This is a genomic window from Paraburkholderia sp. (assembly GCF_036488505.1).
GTDB lineage: Bacteria > Pseudomonadota > Gammaproteobacteria > Burkholderiales > Burkholderiaceae > Paraburkholderia.
In genome coordinates this window covers 1-15,143 of record NZ_DASXHN010000282.1, presented here as the reverse complement: position 1 = coordinate 15,143, position 15,143 = coordinate 1, and the positions used below count along the sequence as shown (strand labels likewise).

The window sequence follows — 15,143 nt, the reverse complement described above, 5'->3', positions numbered from 1 at the left end:
AGCGGAAATTCGCTGCAACGCGCTTCGACCAGTTCGATAAACAGATCGGTCAACGCGAGCGACTTCCTGCGAATGGCCTGCATGTCGGTTTGCAGGAACACGTCGAGTCCGCATTCGACCAACGCCATCGACACCATGGGCTGCGTGCCGCACAAAAAGCGGCCGATGCCGTCGTCGGGTCGATACGTCGGGTCCATCTCGAACGGCGCGCGATGACCCCACCAGCCGGACAGCGGCTGCGCGAAGTCGTTCTGATGGCGCTTGGGCACCCACACGAACGCGGGCGAACCCGGGCCGCCGTTCAGATATTTGTACGTGCAGCCGACCGCGTAGTCCGCGCCGACGCCGTTCAGATCGACCGGCACCGCGCCCGCCGAGTGCGCGAGATCCCATAGCGCGAGCGCGCCGTTGTCGTGGATCAGCTTCGTCAGCGCGGCCATGTCGTGCATATAGCCGGTGCGGTAGTTCACGTGCGTGAGCATCACGACCGCGGTGTCGTCGCCGATCGCGGCGGGCAACTCCGCGGGATCGTCGACGACCCGCTATTCGTAGCCGCGATCGAGCTGGTCGATCAGTCCTTGCGCGATATACAGGTCGCTCGGAAAGTTCGAGCGCTCGGAGACGATCACGCGGCGCTTCGAATCGCGTGCATTCGCGAGCCGCAGCGCGGCCGACAGCAGCTTGAACAGATTGATCGAAATCGTGTCGGTGATCACGACTTCGTCCTCGGCCGCGCCGATCAGCGGCGCGAGCTTGTTGCCGAGGCGGCGCGGCAGCGTGTACCAGCCGGCGCTATTCCAGCTGCGGATCAGGCCTTCGCCCCACTCGGCGGCGATCACGGTCTGCGCGCGCTGCGCGGCCGCGGCCGGCGGCACGCCGAGCGAGTTGCCGTCGAGATAGATGGTGGTCGACGACAACGCGAACTGGTCGCGCAGCGTTGCGAGCGGGTCGGCGCTGTCGAGCGCCAGTGCTTCGTCACGATGGTTCATGGTGGGTCCGGTCGGAATGTTCGGATAGTCGGCCTTGGTGCTGTGGTTCAATGGGGTCGCCGATTCGCGGGCTTCGCGTCGCTGCTCAACGCGCGACCGGCAGCGCGCGCAACACCGCGCGCACCGGACTTGCATCGAGCGTGGTCAGCTTCAGCGGCAGCGCGATCAGCTCATAGTCGCCGGGCTCGACCGCGTCCAGCACGATGCCTTCGAGAATCGCCATGCGGTGCGCGCGAATCCGGTGGTGCGCGTCCATCGTCTTCGATTCCTGCGGATCGAGCGACGGCGTATCGATGCCGATCAGCGTGACGCCGCGCGCGGCGAGCAGATCGACAGTCTGTGGCGCGACCGCGCAAAAGCCGCTGTCCCATTCGCGCGTCGGCGCGTTTCTGTAAGTGCGCAGTAAGACTCGCGGCGGCAGCGCGTCGAGTGAGCCGGCCAGGTGTTGCGGCGTCACAACAGGCGATGCGCCGATGCAATGAATCACCCGGCACGGACCGAGATACGTATCGAGCGCCACGTTGCCGATCGCCGCGCCATCGGCGTCGTAATGGAGCGGCGCGTCGGTGTGCGCGCCGGTGTGCGGGGAGATCGTCAGACGCGCGACGTTGACCGGCGAGCCCGCTTCCATGCGCCATACGCGCTCGATGCCGACCGGGGTGTCGCCGGGCCACACCGGTGTGGCGGTGTCGACGGCGGGCGTGATGTCCCAAACGGTTTGCATGGCGGGTTCGGCAGAAGGTGTCTATCTGAAGATGATAGTGGGCCCGCCACGAAATGGGATTGCGAAAAAATGTCGTTCCTCGGGCCGGCTTGGAACATAATTTGAGATAAACCGGAAAGGGAGACCGAATATGAACGCGATCTCGCTCGACGCCACCGATTGCCGTATCTTGACGGTGCTTCAGCAGGAAGGGCGCATCAGTAATCTCGACCTCGCGGAGCGCATCTCGCTATCGCCATCGGCGTGTCTGCGACGGCTACGTCTGCTCGAGGAGCAGGGCGTGATCGAACACTACCGCGCATGTCTGAATCGCGAAGTATTGGGATTCGAACTCGAAGCGTTCGTGCAGGTGTCGATGCGCAACGATCAGGAAAATTGGCACGAACACTTCGCCGAGGCGCTGCGTGACTGGCCCGAAGTGGTCGGCGCGTTCGTCGTCACCGGCGAAACCCACTACCTGCTGCGCGTCCTCGCGCACAACCTCAAACACTACTCCGATTTCGTGCTGAACCGGCTGTACAAGGCGCCGGGCGTGATGGACATTCGCTCGAACATCGTGCTCCAGACGCTGAAGGAAGATTCGGGCGTGCCGGTTTCGCTCGTGAAGAAAGCCGGACACGGGTCCGCGCATAGCGACCGGTAAACCGCTGATAACCGTGCTTGCGCCGCGTGAGACGCTGCGTCTCACGGCGCGGCGCGCGACTCGAAGGGGCTTGAGTCAGAGCAGCTTGAGTCAAAGCGGCTTGAGTCAAAGCGGCTTGAGTCAGAGCGGCTTGAGTCAGAGCGGCTTCAGTGCGTGGAACTGGCCGCTCTGAAACACCAGCGGCAGAAGCTCCTCGGCATCCTCATGCACGCCGCAGCGCTCGACTTCGCCGACGAAAATCACGTGGTCGCCTTCCTCGTAGCGGCTGCGGTTATGGCATTCGAACCACGCCAGCGCGCCATCGAGCACCGGCATGCCGCTATCGCCCGCCGCATGCGACACGCCTTCGAAGCGGTCGCCCTTCACTGTCGCGAAGCGCTTGCACAAATCGAGCTGCGAGGCGGCCAGCACATTGACCACGTAGTGACTGTTGCTGCGGAACACCGGCATCGAAGCCGAGCGCGTCGCGAGACTCCACAGCACGAGCGGTGGATCGAGCGACACCGAGTTGAACGAACTGGCCGTGATGCCGATCAGCTGACCGGACGCGGCGCGCGTCGTGATGACGGTGACGCCGGTCGCGAACTGGCTGAGTGCCTGCTTGAAGGCTTTGCGGTCGAAGTTGGGTGGGCTCGCGTGCTTCATCGGGGCGGGGTCCCCGCGGCGGGCTGGGTGGAAGCCGGCGGGCGTGGGCATGCGCGGCGGAGAGCGGATGATTCGAAAGTCATAGTGAAAATCGTCGATGTGCGCCAATTTTAACTGCAATCGATGCGCGCGCCGTGTGCGATGCCGGCCGTCTTGCTTCACCGCACACGGGGCGCGCGGGCATTGTATGCTGCATTGTTCTTTGCTCATCGAGCGCCGTCGTTCCTATACTCGATAATCAGCACCGCACGGATTGCTGAACGCGCCGCGGCATCGCATCGGCACTCAGCAGCGGATATTGGCGGCGGGTGCCTTTTCAGACGCGTTTTCGGCCATACATTCTGACGCGGCGGCGGCTCGAAGGCTGGGCGCCGGGTCGTTTCTCCTATCTGATTCTGAGGTGAACCCTATGAACGAGACGGCAACGCTTGGCGGCGGATGTTTCTGGTGCCTCGAAGCGGTGTATCTGGGCGTCGAAGGCGTCAATGCGGTCGAGTCGGGCTATGCGGGCGGTCACGCGCGCAATCCGAGCTACGAGCAGGTGTGCGACGGCGAGACCGGTCATGCGGAAGTGGTCAAGGTCGACTTCGATCCGGCGAAGATCAGCTATCGCGAGATTCTCGACATCTTCTTCGCGATCCACGATCCGACCCAGTCGAACCGGCAGGGCAACGACGTCGGCACTCAATACCGTTCGGCGATCTTCACGCATTCCGACGCGCAACGCGAAACGGCTTTGCAGGCGATCCGCCAAATCGCGGACCAGCGCATCTACGACGGCGAGATCGTCACCGAGGTGCTGCCGCTAGACGGCAACTACTGGCCGGCCGAGGCGTATCACCAGAACTATTTCGCGCAGCATCCGAATCAGGGCTACTGCTCGTTCGTGGTCGCACCGAAGGTCGCGAAATTCCGCCAGAAGTTCGCGCATCGGATCAAGGCGGGATAGCGGGCGCCGGCTGCGGAGCAGCTTCGGGATCGACCTGAGCGAGACGCGCGCAGGCCTCGGCGATTGCCTGCGCGAGCTTCACGCAACTGAGCGGCGCCGATCCCTCTGCCTTGTTGTTGACCGCGATCATCACCGGCTGGCCGGCCAGCGCGTAGCGCGCGGCCAGTTCCGCGAGCGACGCGCGCGTCGCCGGGTCTTCGTCGACGAGCCGGTTGAACGGCTCGTACTTTGCCTTCGCCTGCTCGTATTTGAAGCCGCCATGCAGGCTCCAGCGCACGATCAGCGGACCGGCCGGCTCGCCGTCAAGCAGTGCGAGCGCCGCGGCCTGGCGCAGCGGATCCGGCATCCGCGCATGAATCCCGACGCAGTAGCGCACCCCCGCCGATTTGAGCATACGGATGAAGCGAGGCGTGAGCAGACTGGCGTCGCGAATCTCGACCGCATAGCAACAGCCATCCGGCAGCGCCGGCAGCGCAGCGAAAAATTCACCGAGACGTTCGATAAGAGCCGCTGGCTGCGCGAGCATCTGGTCTGGCAGCGGCGAGAACTGGAATACGAGCGCGCCGGCTTTGGCGCCGAGTCCTTCGACGCACGGCGTAACGAAGTCGTCGATCGCCATCTGCGCGTTCAGGAAGCACGGGTTCAGCGACACCGGCTCGCCGCGCTCGGCGCGCACGGTGGCGCCGGTGATCGTCATCGGCGCCTTGACGATAAAGCGGAAGTGTCCGGGAACCTGCTGCGCGTAGCGCAGGTAGTCGGTGACGGTGAGCGCCTGGTAGAACGAGCGGTCGATGCTGACCGTCTTCAGCAGCGGATGCGCGCCGTACGCGGTCAGGCCTTCACGCGACAGCTTGCTGTTGCTGTAGTCGTCGCCGTAGACGATGCCGTTCCAGCCCGGGAATGACCACGTCGATGTGCCAAGGTGAACGTGCGGCGGCAACTGGGCCGCGAGCTCCAGCAGTTCGGGCGATGGCGGCGCGGCGAGCACGTTGCGGCCGCGGCGTTTTTTGGGGATCTCGGCAGTGCCGGGTGAGGCGGTCTGCTCGGGCTCGGGGTATGCGCCGGCCGGTTCAGGCGGCTCGTCGTCTTGCCACAGCGATACGGCGGCCGAACGTTCTTTCATTGCTTTGGTATCGCGCTGGCGCTGTGGTGGGGCGATGGCGATGCTTGCGGGTAACTCGGCGCCGGACGATCCAGCTGCGGCTTCTGTCGAGGCGGCCGATCCTGCATCCGCCGTAACGTGACAAGACGGCGCGACGCCGCGCTCGCCATTCTTTCCCGCAGGCGTTTTCGGCGTGGCTTGTGCGGTTGCTTGCACCGGCATACCGAACAGATCGAATTGAGCGGCGCCGGCATGGCTCGCCGCATGATCGGCGGTACTGCCGCTACCACCGTTTACCGGCGCTGCGACTTCATTGGTCCCGCTCTGATCCATCGATGTACGGCCTGCTGTCTGAGTTGCGCCGGGGCGTCCGCTTGCTGCACGCCGCCGCGGCGCAAACACGTCACAGCGGTTTTTCGTACATATAGCGCCGCGACCACGGCAGGGTTCTCGCGCTGCGGCCGGCTCTGCGGCACACCACCTGGAAGATCGATACGTCGTCGTTTTCGAACGCGTACGCGCAACCGGCGAGATACACGCGCCAGATGCGGAATTTCTCGTCGTCGACGAGCTTACGCGCTTCTTCCGCGCGGGCTTCGAAGTTCTCCGCCCAGATGTCGAGCGTGTGCGCATAGTGACGGCGCAGACTTTCGACGTCAACCGGTTCGAGCCCGCCGCGCTGCATCGATTCGAGCGCGAGGCTGATATGCGGCAGCTCGCCGTCCGGGAACACATAGCGGTCGATGAATTCGCCGCCGCCGAGCGCCGTTTCGCCGCTCTCGGCGTCGCTCGACGTGATGCCGTGGTTCATCGCGACGCCGTCTTCGGCGAGCAGATCGTGGATTTTCTGAAAATAGCCGGGCAGGTTCTTGCGGCCCACGTGCTCGAACATGCCGACGCTCGTGATGCGATCAAACTGCCCCTGGACGTCGCGATAATCCTGCAGGCGAATCTCGATCTGGTTTTCGAGACCCGCCGCCTTCACGCGCGCGCTCGCGAGATCGAACTGGTTCTGCGACAGCGTGACACCCACGCATTTCGCGCCGAACTTCTGCGCGGCGCGCAGCACGAGTGCGCCCCAGCCGCAGCCGATATCGAGCAGACGCTGACCGGGCTGCAGCTGAATCTTGGTGAGAATGTGATCGATCTTCTTCAGTTGCGCAGTCGCGAGATCTTCAGTGCCGGTCTCGAAGTACGCGCACGAGTAGACCATGTTCTCGTCGAGCCACAGCTGGTAGAACTCGTTCGACACGTCGTAGTGATACTGGATCGCTTTCTTGTCCGACGTTTTCGAGTGATTGAAATAGCGCCGCACGCGTGCGAGCTTGCTCGCACTCGTCACGGTGCTGCGCGCGAGCTCGTAACCGATATTGATGATGTCCGACAGCTTGCCTTCGATGTCGATCTTGCCCTTCACGTACGCCTCGCCGAGATTGTCGAGGCTTGGTTCGAGCAGGTACGGCAGCGCGGTTGCGCTTTTTACGTGCAGCGTGACCTGGGGCGCGGCGAACTGCCCGAAGTCATGCTGCTGACCGTCCCACAGCACGAGCCGTGCGGGCAGGTTGGCTTTGGCTTTGACGTCTTCCACCCACTGCGCCAGCTTTTTCTCCCAGAACATACGATCTCTCCGTGTTCATTGATTTAAAGCAAAGCTGAAGTGGATTGCGATAGCGCTTGGCAATTCCGGGGGGCCGCACGCCGCAATCCGGCCGGCTCGCGTCTGCTTCCATTGCGCGCGCCGGCATGATTCTTCGGATCAGGGCGACAGGCGGGCGATCTGCCAGTTGCTGCTCTCGTCCGCGCGAGAAAACAGCAGACGATCATGCAGACGGGACGGTCGCCCCTGCCAGAATTCGATCGCGTCGGGCACGAGACGATACCCGCCCCAATGCGGCGGACGCGGAGGATTGTCGCCGTACTGGAGGCTGAATTCGCGTTCTCGCACCTCGAGCTGCGAGCGGCTTTCAATTACCTGACTCTGATTCGATGCCCATGCGCCGATGCGCGATGCAAGCGGACGTGACGCAAAGTACGCATCGCTTTGTTGCGCATCTGTTTTGACGACGCGGCCTTCGATACGCACCTGGCGCTCGAGTTCGATCCAGTGGAACAGCAGGCTCGCGTACGGGTTGGCGCTGAGCTCGCGGCCCTTTCGGCTCTCGTAGTTGGTGAAGAACACGAAGCCGCGTTCGTCCATCCCTTTGATGAGCACGATGCGTGCCGATGGCCGGCCGCGCGAGTCGACCGTGGCAAGCGTCATCGCGTTCGGCTCGGGAAGTTTGGCGTCGATCGCCTGCTGGAACCACTTGTCGAATTGACGGAATGGATCGTGGTCGACGTCCGCAACGTCGAGGGAGCCCAGCGAATAGTTTTTTCGAAGCTCGGCGAGTGAGATCATTTTTTTATGTGAACTCTTATGCGAACGCTACAGTCAGGCAAGTATAGCCAGGCAGCCAATTTTTTGCGCGCGAGCACCTCGGCGTGTCGCGGCGCGCCCCGCGCTCGTGCAAGCATGCACGCTTGCGTCGCTGCTGACGAGCTCACGTCCCGTTGCAGCGGCTGATGCCGCGAATGCCGGGAATGTGGCGGCTCACGCCGTTGCACCGGCGATGCGGTTCCGGCGTCCTGTCAGGGCAATCAGGCAAAATACCGGCTGCGTTCGGTTGCGTTCAGTAACGCGCCACCGCTTTTCCGTTCCGCCTGTGTTTTCGAGCCCCGCCATCATGTCCAGCACCACTGCGCAATCCGATCTTACTACCAGCGTCGATGCGAATGAAACCGCCGACCGTGCGCGCCGTTTCGGCGGCATCGCGCGTCTGTACGGCGCCAGCGCGCTGGCCGCGTTCGAAGGGGCGCACGTCGCGGTGATCGGCATCGGCGGGGTGGGGTCGTGGGCCGCGGAGGCGCTGGCGCGCAGCGCTGTCGGCACGCTGACGTTGATCGATCTCGACAACGTCGCCGAAAGCAATACCAACCGACAGATACACGCGCTCGACGGCAACTACGGAAAACCGAAAGTCGAGGCGATGGCCGAACGCATCGCGGCGATCAATCCGTATTGCGACGTGCAGCTGATCGAAGACTTCGTCGAGGCGGACAACTTCGCCGCCACGCTCGGCGGTGGCTTCGACTACGTGATCGACGCGATCGACAGCGTGCGCACCAAGACCGCGCTGATCGCGTGGTGCGTCGAGCGCAAGCAGCCGCTGATCACGGTGGGCGGCGCGGGCGGCCAGCTCGATCCGACGCGCATCCGCATCGACGATCTGGCGCTGACGATCCAGGACCCGCTGCTGTCCAAGGTGCGCGGGCAGTTGCGCAAACAGCACGGCTTTGCGCGCGGGCCGAAGGCGAAGTTCAAAGTGAGCGCGGTGTATTCGGACGAGCCGTTGATCTATCCGGAAGCCGCAGTGTGCGATATCGATGAAGAGGCCGAGCACGTGAGCACGTCGCCCGGACATACCGGGCCGGTCGGTTTGAATTGCGCGGGGTTCGGCTCGAGCGTGTGCGTGACCGCGAGCTTTGGTTTCGCGGCGGCCGCGCATGTGCTGCGCGAGCTGGCCAAACGGGCGGTGGCGGGGTGACGCAAAGTCTGGCGGCCACGTTTGGCGCAAGATCTGGCCCAACCGCGCGGCGGGTTCAGGCACGCGCGCTATCGTTTTTCAAGCCGCGCTAGCCACACCCGCCGCTGGGCGCAAGAGCCACCAAGGCCACAAAGATCAATACAGCGACGCGCTCAACTTACGCCGCCACTGCGCGACCAGCTCTGGCTGATGCGCGGCCAGATCGAATACCGACAACATCGTTTTGCGGCCGATATCGTCACGAAACGCGCGGTCGCGCTGCACGATCGCCAGCAGGTGCTCGAGCGCGCCCGCGTAGTTGCGGTGCGCGATTAGCGCGCTGGCCAGATCGAAGCGCGCTTCGAGATCGTCGGGGTTGCTGGCGACGCGGGCTTCGAGTGCATCGGTGGGCGGCAGGTCGGCCGCGGCATCCACCGCATCGAGCCGCGTCTTGATTGCGTTAAAACGTGCGTCGATCCCTTGCGTCGTTTTCGGCGACAGCAGATCGACTTCGTTACGCGCTTCGTCGATGCGGTTGTCTTCGAGCAGCATTTCGATGCGGTCCATGCGTGCTTCGTCGAAGCCGGGGTCGTACGCGAGCGCCGCTCGCAGCAGGTCGTACGCATCGTCGCGGCGGCCTTCGGCGAGTGCGCTCTGCGCTTCCATCCGCGCGGCGGGCGCCCCCTGCGGCACGAGCCGTTCGATAAATTCGCGCAGCTGTCCTTCCGGCAGCACGCCGATGAACTGATCGACCGCCTGACCATCCGCGAATGCGATCACATGCGGAATGCTGCGCACCTGGAAGTGCGCAGCCAGTTCCTGGTTCTCGTCCACGTTGACCTTGACGAGCTTCCATTTGCCGGCGCCCTCGGCTTCGAGCTTTTCGAGCATCGGGCCGAGGCTCTTGCACGGGCCGCACCACGGCGCCCAGAAATCGACCAGCACGGGCGCGAGAGTCGACGCCGCAAGAACGTCCTTTTCGAAAGTGGCGAGAGTCGTTTCCATTGCTTCCTCGTCGATAAAAAATGGTTGCTTGCCAGTTGGGGCCCAATCGCGTGAATTCAATGCGTGCCAGTCCGGGCTGCCCGCGCTGCATTGCATGCGCTTCACGGTGAGCGCATTCGCGTGCGCCCGCCCTGTGCGCTTACTTACGCGGCGGCAGCGAAATCCATTCGGTTTCGCCGGGCACCTTGCCCATCTGCTGATTCGTCCATGCAAGCTTCGCGGCTTCGATTTTCTCGCGCGAACTGGCAACGAAATTCCATTCGATGAAACGCTCGCCATCCAGCTTCTCGCCGCCGAGCAGCATCACGCGCGCACCATGCGTGCTGGCGAGCGTGACCGTTTCGTCGAGCGCGAGCACCGCCATCTGGCCGGCCTCGAGCGGCGCACCGTCGATCTCCAGATCGCCCTCGACCAGATACACGCCGCGCTCCTCGTGTTCCGGTTCGAGCGCGAACGCGCTGCCCGGCGTGAAGTCGGCCGCCACGTACAGCGTGCCGGAAAACGTCCTGACCGGCGAGATCGCGCCGAACGCGGTGCCGGCGATCACGCGCAGTGTCACGCCGTTGCGCTCGACGGCCGGCAACGTCGCCGCCGCGTGATGGGCGAACGACGGTTCGGCTTGTTCGTCGGCGAGCGGCAGCGCAACCCACGTCTGGATCCCATGAATCGTCTGGCCGCGCGCGCGGTCCTCGGGCGGCGTGCGCTCCGAATGGACGATGCCGCGGCCGGCCGTCATCCAGTTGACGTCGCCGGGGACGATCTTCTGCTCGGAGCCGAGGCTGTCGCGGTGCATGATCGCGCCGTCGAACAGATAGGTCACGGTCGCGAGGCCGATATGCGGATGCGGGCGCACGTCGAGGCCGGTGCCGGGTTCGAGCGTCGCGGGACCCATGTGATCGAAAAAGATGAACGGGCCGACGAGGCGTGCGGCCATCGCCGGCAGTACCCGCCGCACGGTCAGATTGCCGATGTCGCGCAAATGCGGTTTCAGGACGGCTTTGATCGAGGTAGTCATGGGGGGCTCGGCGGCGGTATGGAAGGAGGGGCGTTCAATCGTCGATTCTACTGCGCGTCGCGGGCTCCGCTACACTGGCGGATTGAACCTCACAATCGGAGTGCCCGGGATGTCGCCGAGGGACCTGCTGTTCGCGCTGGTCGTCGTGATCGCGTGGGGCGTCAATTTCGTCGTGATCAAGGTGGGTTTGCATGGCGTGCCGCCGATGCTGCTCGGCGCACTGCGCTTCACGCTCGCCGCGGTGCCCGCGGTGTTTTTCGTCAAGCGGCCAAAGATGCCGTGGCGGTGGCTGTTCGCTTACGGCGCGACGATCTCGTTCGGGCAGTTCGCATTCCTGTTCTCGGCGATGTACGTCGGCATGCCGGCGGGCCTCGCGTCGCTGGTCCTGCAGGCGCAGGCATTTTTCACGCTGATCTTCGCGGCGTTGTTCCTGCACGAGCGCTTCGGTTTGGCGAACGTGGCAGGTCTGCTGATCGCGTTGGCTGGGCTCGCGGTGATCGGCCTGCAAGGCGGTCACGCGATGTCAGCGGCGGGCTTCGTGCTCACGCTGTGCGCGGCGTGTATGTGGGCGCTCGGCAATATCGTCACGAAGAAGGCCGGCAACGTCGACCTGGTCGGGCTGGTCGTATGGGGAAGTCTGATTCCGCCGCTGCCGTTTTTCGCGGCGTCGTTCGTATTCGAAGGACCGCGCGCGATCGCCGCCGCGCTGACCGGCATCAGTGCGATGTCGATTTTCGCGGTCGTTTATCTTGCCTTGATCGCGACGCTGGTCGGTTATAGCTTGTGGGGCCGCTTGCTGTCGCGGTATCCGGCAAGCCAGGTCGCGCCGTTTTCGCTGCTGGTGCCGATCGTCGGGCTCGCGTCCGCGTCGCTGCTGCTCGGCGAGCAACTGTCGGTGGTCCAGATCGCCGGCGCACTGCTCGTGATGGCAGGGCTCGCGGTGAACGTGTTCGGCGGCTGGCTCGTGCAACGGCTGGTGCCGGCGCGCTGACTGCCGGCGGCGCGAGCACGCGGTAACGCGCGACGCAAATAAAAAACGGCCGCAAGGCCGTTTTTTATTGCACCGCCGCCCGCACATCACATTGCATCACGTCATGCGGCTCTTCGCGAGCGGCGGGTTCGCCGCGAAATAACGCTTGATGCCGGTCATGATCGCGCTGGCCATGCGGTCGCGATACCCGTCGTCGTTCAGCCGCCGCTCCTCGTCCGGGTTGCTGATGAACGCGGTCTCGACGAGGATCGATGGGATGTCCGGCGCCTTCAGCACCGCGAAGCCGGCCTGCTCGACCGAGCCCTTGTGCAGCTTGTTGATGTCGCCGATTTCCTTCAGCACGAAGTTGCCGTAGCGCATCGAGTCACGAATCTGCGCGGTAGTCGACATGTCGAATAGCGTGCGGTTGACCGTCGCGTCGGCGGATTTGACGTTGATCCCGCCAATCTCGTCCGACGAGTTTTCCTTGTTCGCCATCCAGCGCGCGGCCGCGCTCGATGCGCCATGCTCGGACAGCGCGAATACCGACGAGCCCTTCGCCTCGGGCGTCGTGAAGGCGTCCGCGTGGATCGACACGAACAGGTCCGCGCCGACGCGGCGGGCCTTCTGCACCCGCACGTTCAGCGGCACGAAGAAGTCGGCGTCGCGCGTCATCATCGCCCGCATATTCGGCTGCGCGTCGATTTTCGCGCGCAGCTTCTTCGCGATATCGAGTGCGATGTGTTTCTCGTAGGTGCCCGCGCCGCCGATCGCACCGGGGTCTTCGCCGCCGTGACCGGGGTCGATCGCGACGGTCAGCAGGCGCACGGTGTTGCTGCGGCTCGACTTCGGCGTACTGAACGCGTAGGTGTCGTCGTCACCGCCAAGCCCGTCACCGCCGATACCCGGCGTGGTGTCGCTCTTGCCTTTGTTGCGCGCGATCGCGGTGGGCGGTGCGGCGGGCGTGGCAGGTGTCGCCGGCTTGCTGGCGATGATCGGCGGCAGAGCGGGCCCACCCGGCACGGTGGCGCCATGCGCCGGCGGATGCGGCACGCCACTCGCGGCGCCACTGCCCGCGTTGCCACCGCCGTTCTGCGCGTAACGCTCGAAGAACGCCTCGCTGTTATCGGCGGGCGGCGCCGTGCCGGGACCGGCGAGCGTTGCCGGCGGCGCGCTGTTTTCGTCGTTCAGCGCTTGCTGCTTGCGCTCGCTCTGCGCGAGCAGTTCCATCAGCGGATCGGGCGCGACGGCCGGGTACAGGTCGAACACGAGCCGGTATTTGTACGCGCCGACCGGCGGCAGCGCGAACACCTGCGGCTTCACCGAGCCCTTCAGGTCGAACACCATGCGCACCACGTGCGGTTGATATTGCCCGACCCGCACCGACGAGATCTGTGGGTCGTTCGGCGTGATCTTCGAGACGAGTTCCTTGAGCGCCTGATCGAGATCGAGACCGCTCAGATCGACCACGAGCCGGTCCGGTCCCTGCAACAGTTGCTGGCTGTTCTGCAGCGGCTGGTCGGATTCGATCGTCACGCGCGTGTAATCGCGCGCGGGCCACACGCGCACGCCGAGCACCGAGCTTGCCAACGCGAGACGCGGCGCCACGAGGCCGAGCAGGAGCGTCGACGCACCCGCGCGCAGAATCTGCCGGCGCCGCCAGTTGTGCGTCGCGCCAGCTGCCGATTCGATCGAGCGGAACGGTTTGATCAACATCTTTCGAGACATGCCTTTCCTGGTTCGCTATAAGCCCGCGCGACGAGTCTGCGTGCGTCTGCATGTCCGTCGAGCCCGAGCGAGAAAACGAGATCCGGCACGCCGAGCAGCGTACCCGCGCGTTGCGGCCATTCGACGAGGCAGACCGCGCCGCTGTCGAAATATTCGCGAAAGCCCGCGTCGGCCCATTCGGCCGGATCGGTGAATCTGTACAGATCGAAGTGATAGAGCGCGAGTTCCGCAGCGGGCCGCTCGAGCAGGTATGGCTCGACGAGCGTATAGGTGGGACTGCGCACACGGCCGGTATGGCCGAGGCCGCGCAAGGTCGCGCGCACGAGGGTGGTTTTGCCGGCGCCGAGCTCGCCGATGAGCTGCACCTGCAGACCGCGGAATGTGTGATGGCGTGGCTGACCCGGTGCCGCGCGGGTTTGCGCTTCGTCCTGCCGGGCCGCCGCGCATACGCTTTCGATTGCCTGTGCGAAGCGCGCGCCGAACGCCTGCGTCGCCGCTTCGTCCGCGAGCGCGAACGTGCGTTCGAGCAGGACGGGAGCGGAGGGTGGCTGCGCGTGATCGGGATTGACAGGCATTCTCGTAAAATGGCGTGATGAACCGAAGTCCGACGTCCTCTGTTTCCTGTACGCCAGCATCGACTGATGCCGCGCATCGTTTCGATGAAGCGGCGCTGCGTGCGCTCGCGCTAGACATCAAGACGTGGGGCCGTGAACTCGGCTTCGCGGCGATCGGCATTAGCGATACCGATCTCACCGCCGCTGAAGCGCCGCTTGCAGCGTGGCTCGAAGCGGGTTGCCACGGCGAGATGGATTATATGGCCAAACATGGGATGAAACGCGCGAGGCCGGCCGAGCTTGTGGTCGGCACGCGACGCGTGATCACCGCGCGCATCGCCTACTTGCCCGCGCGCACGCTCGAGGGTGGCATGCCTGAGCGTACCTCCGAAAGCGCGCCGCAAGACACGCATGAAGGCATGCCCCTCGCCCGCGACTGGCGCGCGGCCGAGCATGCGCGGCTGGCCGACCCGTCGACAGCGGTCGTGTCGATCTATGCCCGCGGCCGCGACTATCACAAGGTGATGCGTAACCGTCTGCAACATCTGGCCGAGAAGATCGAAGCGGCGATCGGGCCGTTTGGCTATCGTGTGTTTACCGATTCGGCGCCCGTGCTCGAAGTCGAACTCGCGCAGAAGGCGGGCATCGGCTGGCGCGGCAAGCACACGTTGCTGTTGCAGCGCGATGCCGGCTCGCTGTTTTTCCTCGGCGAAATCTATGTCGACATTCCGCTGCCCACCGACGCCGACACCTCCCCCGGCACCGCGCCCGAAACGCCGGGCTCCCATTGCGGCAGTTGCACGCGCTGTCTGGACGCGTGTCCGACCGGCGCGATCGTCGCGCCTTACAAGGTCGATGCGCGCCGGTGCATCTCGTACCTGACGATCGAATTGAAGGGCAGTATTCCGCAGGACATGCGCCCGCTGATCGGCAATCGTGTTTACGGCTGCGACGATTGCCAACTCGTGTGCCCGTGGAACAAGTTCGCGCAGGCCGCGCCGGTCGACGATTTCGACGTGCGGCACGGGCTCGATCGCGCGTCGCTAGTCGAGCTGTTCGCATGGAGCGCGGACGAGTTCGATACGCGCATGCAGGGCAGCGCGATTCGCCGCATCGGCTACGAGAGCTGGCTGCGCAATCTCGCGGTGGGTATGGGCAATGCGCTACGTGCTTCGTCTGAGAATTTGAGCGCGGAGGCCCGCGAGGCGATCGTGCACGCGCTGCGGCTGCGCGCCGACGATCCTTCTGCCGTGGTG

General features: G+C 64.6%; 14 protein-coding genes and 1 pseudogene. 5 read left to right on the top strand and 10 right to left on the bottom strand.

The features are described from left to right. Together kynU and kynB are read right to left on the bottom strand one after the other, a co-directional pair. Window positions 1-989: pseudogene (kynU, locus tag VGH68_RS16975) on the bottom strand (kynureninase); the annotation flags it as partial. An 85-nt stretch (window positions 990-1,074) separates the two neighbouring features. Next, on the bottom strand, window positions 1,075-1,713 hold the full coding sequence (gene kynB / locus VGH68_RS16970) for an arylformamidase (RefSeq protein ID WP_331604818.1): 639 nt from the start codon (window positions 1,711-1,713) through the stop codon (window positions 1,075-1,077). 130 nt (window positions 1,714-1,843) lie between these two features. Between kynB and VGH68_RS16965 the strand changes: the two genes are divergently transcribed. Continuing rightward, window positions 1,844-2,356, top strand: a complete 513-nt coding sequence (locus tag VGH68_RS16965) for an Lrp/AsnC family transcriptional regulator (protein ID WP_331604817.1) — start codon at window positions 1,844-1,846, stop codon at window positions 2,354-2,356. 135 nt (window positions 2,357-2,491) lie between these two features. Here the strand turns inward: VGH68_RS16965 and VGH68_RS16960 are convergent, their stop codons facing one another. Continuing rightward, complete coding sequence (locus VGH68_RS16960; RefSeq protein WP_331604816.1) at window positions 2,492-3,001, bottom strand: flavin reductase family protein; 510 nt, start codon at window positions 2,999-3,001, stop codon at window positions 2,492-2,494. A gap of 409 nt (window positions 3,002-3,410) precedes the next feature. On the opposite strand from VGH68_RS16960, the gene msrA reads away from it, so the two are divergent. Next, window positions 3,411-3,950: a peptide-methionine (S)-S-oxide reductase MsrA gene (msrA, locus tag VGH68_RS16955; protein WP_331604815.1), complete on the top strand. Its 540-nt coding sequence runs from the start codon at window positions 3,411-3,413 to the stop codon at window positions 3,948-3,950. On the opposite strand, the gene VGH68_RS16950 is transcribed toward msrA, so the two are convergent. The 3 genes from VGH68_RS16950 to pdxH all read right to left on the bottom strand — a co-directional run bounded on the left by VGH68_RS16950 (window position 3,937) and on the right by pdxH (window position 7,450). Then, window positions 3,937-5,385, bottom strand: a complete 1,449-nt coding sequence (locus VGH68_RS16950; protein WP_331604814.1) for a DUF72 domain-containing protein — start codon at window positions 5,383-5,385, stop codon at window positions 3,937-3,939. The genes msrA and VGH68_RS16950 overlap by 14 nt on opposite strands. Before the next feature lie 70 nt (window positions 5,386-5,455). Further along, window positions 5,456-6,670, bottom strand: coding sequence for a cyclopropane-fatty-acyl-phospholipid synthase family protein (locus VGH68_RS16945; protein ID WP_331604813.1), 1,215 nt, complete (start codon window positions 6,668-6,670; stop codon window positions 5,456-5,458). 138 nt (window positions 6,671-6,808) lie between these two features. Then, window positions 6,809-7,450, bottom strand: coding sequence for a pyridoxamine 5'-phosphate oxidase (gene pdxH, locus VGH68_RS16940; protein WP_331604812.1), 642 nt, complete (start codon window positions 7,448-7,450; stop codon window positions 6,809-6,811). A 325-nt stretch (window positions 7,451-7,775) separates the two neighbouring features. Here pdxH and tcdA point away from each other — a divergent pair, with 325 nt between their 5' ends. Next, window positions 7,776-8,636 (top strand): tRNA cyclic N6-threonylcarbamoyladenosine(37) synthase TcdA, encoded by an 861-nt coding sequence (tcdA, locus tag VGH68_RS16935; protein WP_331604811.1) that lies wholly within the window; start codon window positions 7,776-7,778, stop codon window positions 8,634-8,636. A 135-nt stretch (window positions 8,637-8,771) separates the two neighbouring features. On the opposite strand, the gene trxA is transcribed toward tcdA, so the two are convergent. Together trxA and VGH68_RS16925 are read right to left on the bottom strand one after the other, a co-directional pair. Then, window positions 8,772-9,620, bottom strand: a complete 849-nt coding sequence (gene trxA / locus VGH68_RS16930; RefSeq protein WP_331604810.1) for a thioredoxin — start codon at window positions 9,618-9,620, stop codon at window positions 8,772-8,774. 139 nt (window positions 9,621-9,759) lie between these two features. Next, complete coding sequence (locus VGH68_RS16925; RefSeq protein WP_331604809.1) at window positions 9,760-10,635, bottom strand: pirin family protein; 876 nt, start codon at window positions 10,633-10,635, stop codon at window positions 9,760-9,762. 109 nt (window positions 10,636-10,744) lie between these two features. On the opposite strand from VGH68_RS16925, the gene VGH68_RS16920 reads away from it, so the two are divergent. After that, on the top strand, window positions 10,745-11,626 hold the full coding sequence (locus VGH68_RS16920) for an EamA family transporter (protein ID WP_331604808.1): 882 nt from the start codon (window positions 10,745-10,747) through the stop codon (window positions 11,624-11,626). Between the two features lie 96 nt (window positions 11,627-11,722). On the opposite strand, the gene VGH68_RS16915 is transcribed toward VGH68_RS16920, so the two are convergent. Beyond that, on the bottom strand, window positions 11,723-13,333 hold the full coding sequence (locus VGH68_RS16915) for an N-acetylmuramoyl-L-alanine amidase (protein WP_331604807.1): 1,611 nt from the start codon (window positions 13,331-13,333) through the stop codon (window positions 11,723-11,725). Next, window positions 13,315-13,908 carry a tRNA (adenosine(37)-N6)-threonylcarbamoyltransferase complex ATPase subunit type 1 TsaE gene (gene tsaE, locus VGH68_RS16910; RefSeq protein ID WP_331604806.1) on the bottom strand — a complete coding sequence of 198 codons (594 nt, stop codon included), beginning with the start codon at window positions 13,906-13,908 and terminating at the stop codon, window positions 13,315-13,317. Before tsaE ends, VGH68_RS16915 begins: the two co-directional genes overlap by 19 nt. Before the next feature lie 17 nt (window positions 13,909-13,925). On the opposite strand from tsaE, the gene queG reads away from it, so the two are divergent. Continuing rightward, window positions 13,926-15,143 (top strand): tRNA epoxyqueuosine(34) reductase QueG (gene queG, locus VGH68_RS16905; protein WP_331604805.1); only part of this gene is annotated, 1,218 nt, incomplete at its 3' end.

Excerpts from the sequence above, each read along its gene's own strand:
- kynB (WP_331604818.1), bottom strand. The coding sequence starts at position 1,713 with ATGCAAACCGTTTGGGACATCACGCCCGCCGTCGACACCGCCACACCG.
- VGH68_RS16965 (WP_331604817.1), top strand. The coding sequence starts at position 1,844 with ATGAACGCGATCTCGCTCGACGCCACCGATTGCCGTATCTTGACGGTG.
- VGH68_RS16960 (WP_331604816.1), bottom strand. The coding sequence starts at position 3,001 with ATGAAGCACGCGAGCCCACCCAACTTCGACCGCAAAGCCTTCAAGCAG.
- msrA (WP_331604815.1), top strand. The coding sequence starts at position 3,411 with ATGAACGAGACGGCAACGCTTGGCGGCGGATGTTTCTGGTGCCTCGAA.
- VGH68_RS16950 (WP_331604814.1), bottom strand. The coding sequence starts at position 5,385 with ATGGATCAGAGCGGGACCAATGAAGTCGCAGCGCCGGTAAACGGTGGT.
- VGH68_RS16945 (WP_331604813.1), bottom strand. The coding sequence starts at position 6,670 with ATGTTCTGGGAGAAAAAGCTGGCGCAGTGGGTGGAAGACGTCAAAGCC.
- pdxH (WP_331604812.1), bottom strand. The coding sequence starts at position 7,450 with ATGATCTCACTCGCCGAGCTTCGAAAAAACTATTCGCTGGGCTCCCTC.
- tcdA (WP_331604811.1), top strand. The coding sequence starts at position 7,776 with ATGTCCAGCACCACTGCGCAATCCGATCTTACTACCAGCGTCGATGCG.
- trxA (WP_331604810.1), bottom strand. The coding sequence starts at position 9,620 with ATGGAAACGACTCTCGCCACTTTCGAAAAGGACGTTCTTGCGGCGTCG.
- VGH68_RS16925 (WP_331604809.1), bottom strand. The coding sequence starts at position 10,635 with ATGACTACCTCGATCAAAGCCGTCCTGAAACCGCATTTGCGCGACATC.
- VGH68_RS16920 (WP_331604808.1), top strand. The coding sequence starts at position 10,745 with ATGTCGCCGAGGGACCTGCTGTTCGCGCTGGTCGTCGTGATCGCGTGG.
- VGH68_RS16915 (WP_331604807.1), bottom strand. The coding sequence starts at position 13,333 with ATGTCTCGAAAGATGTTGATCAAACCGTTCCGCTCGATCGAATCGGCA.
- tsaE (WP_331604806.1), bottom strand. The coding sequence starts at position 13,908 with ATGCCTGTCAATCCCGATCACGCGCAGCCACCCTCCGCTCCCGTCCTG.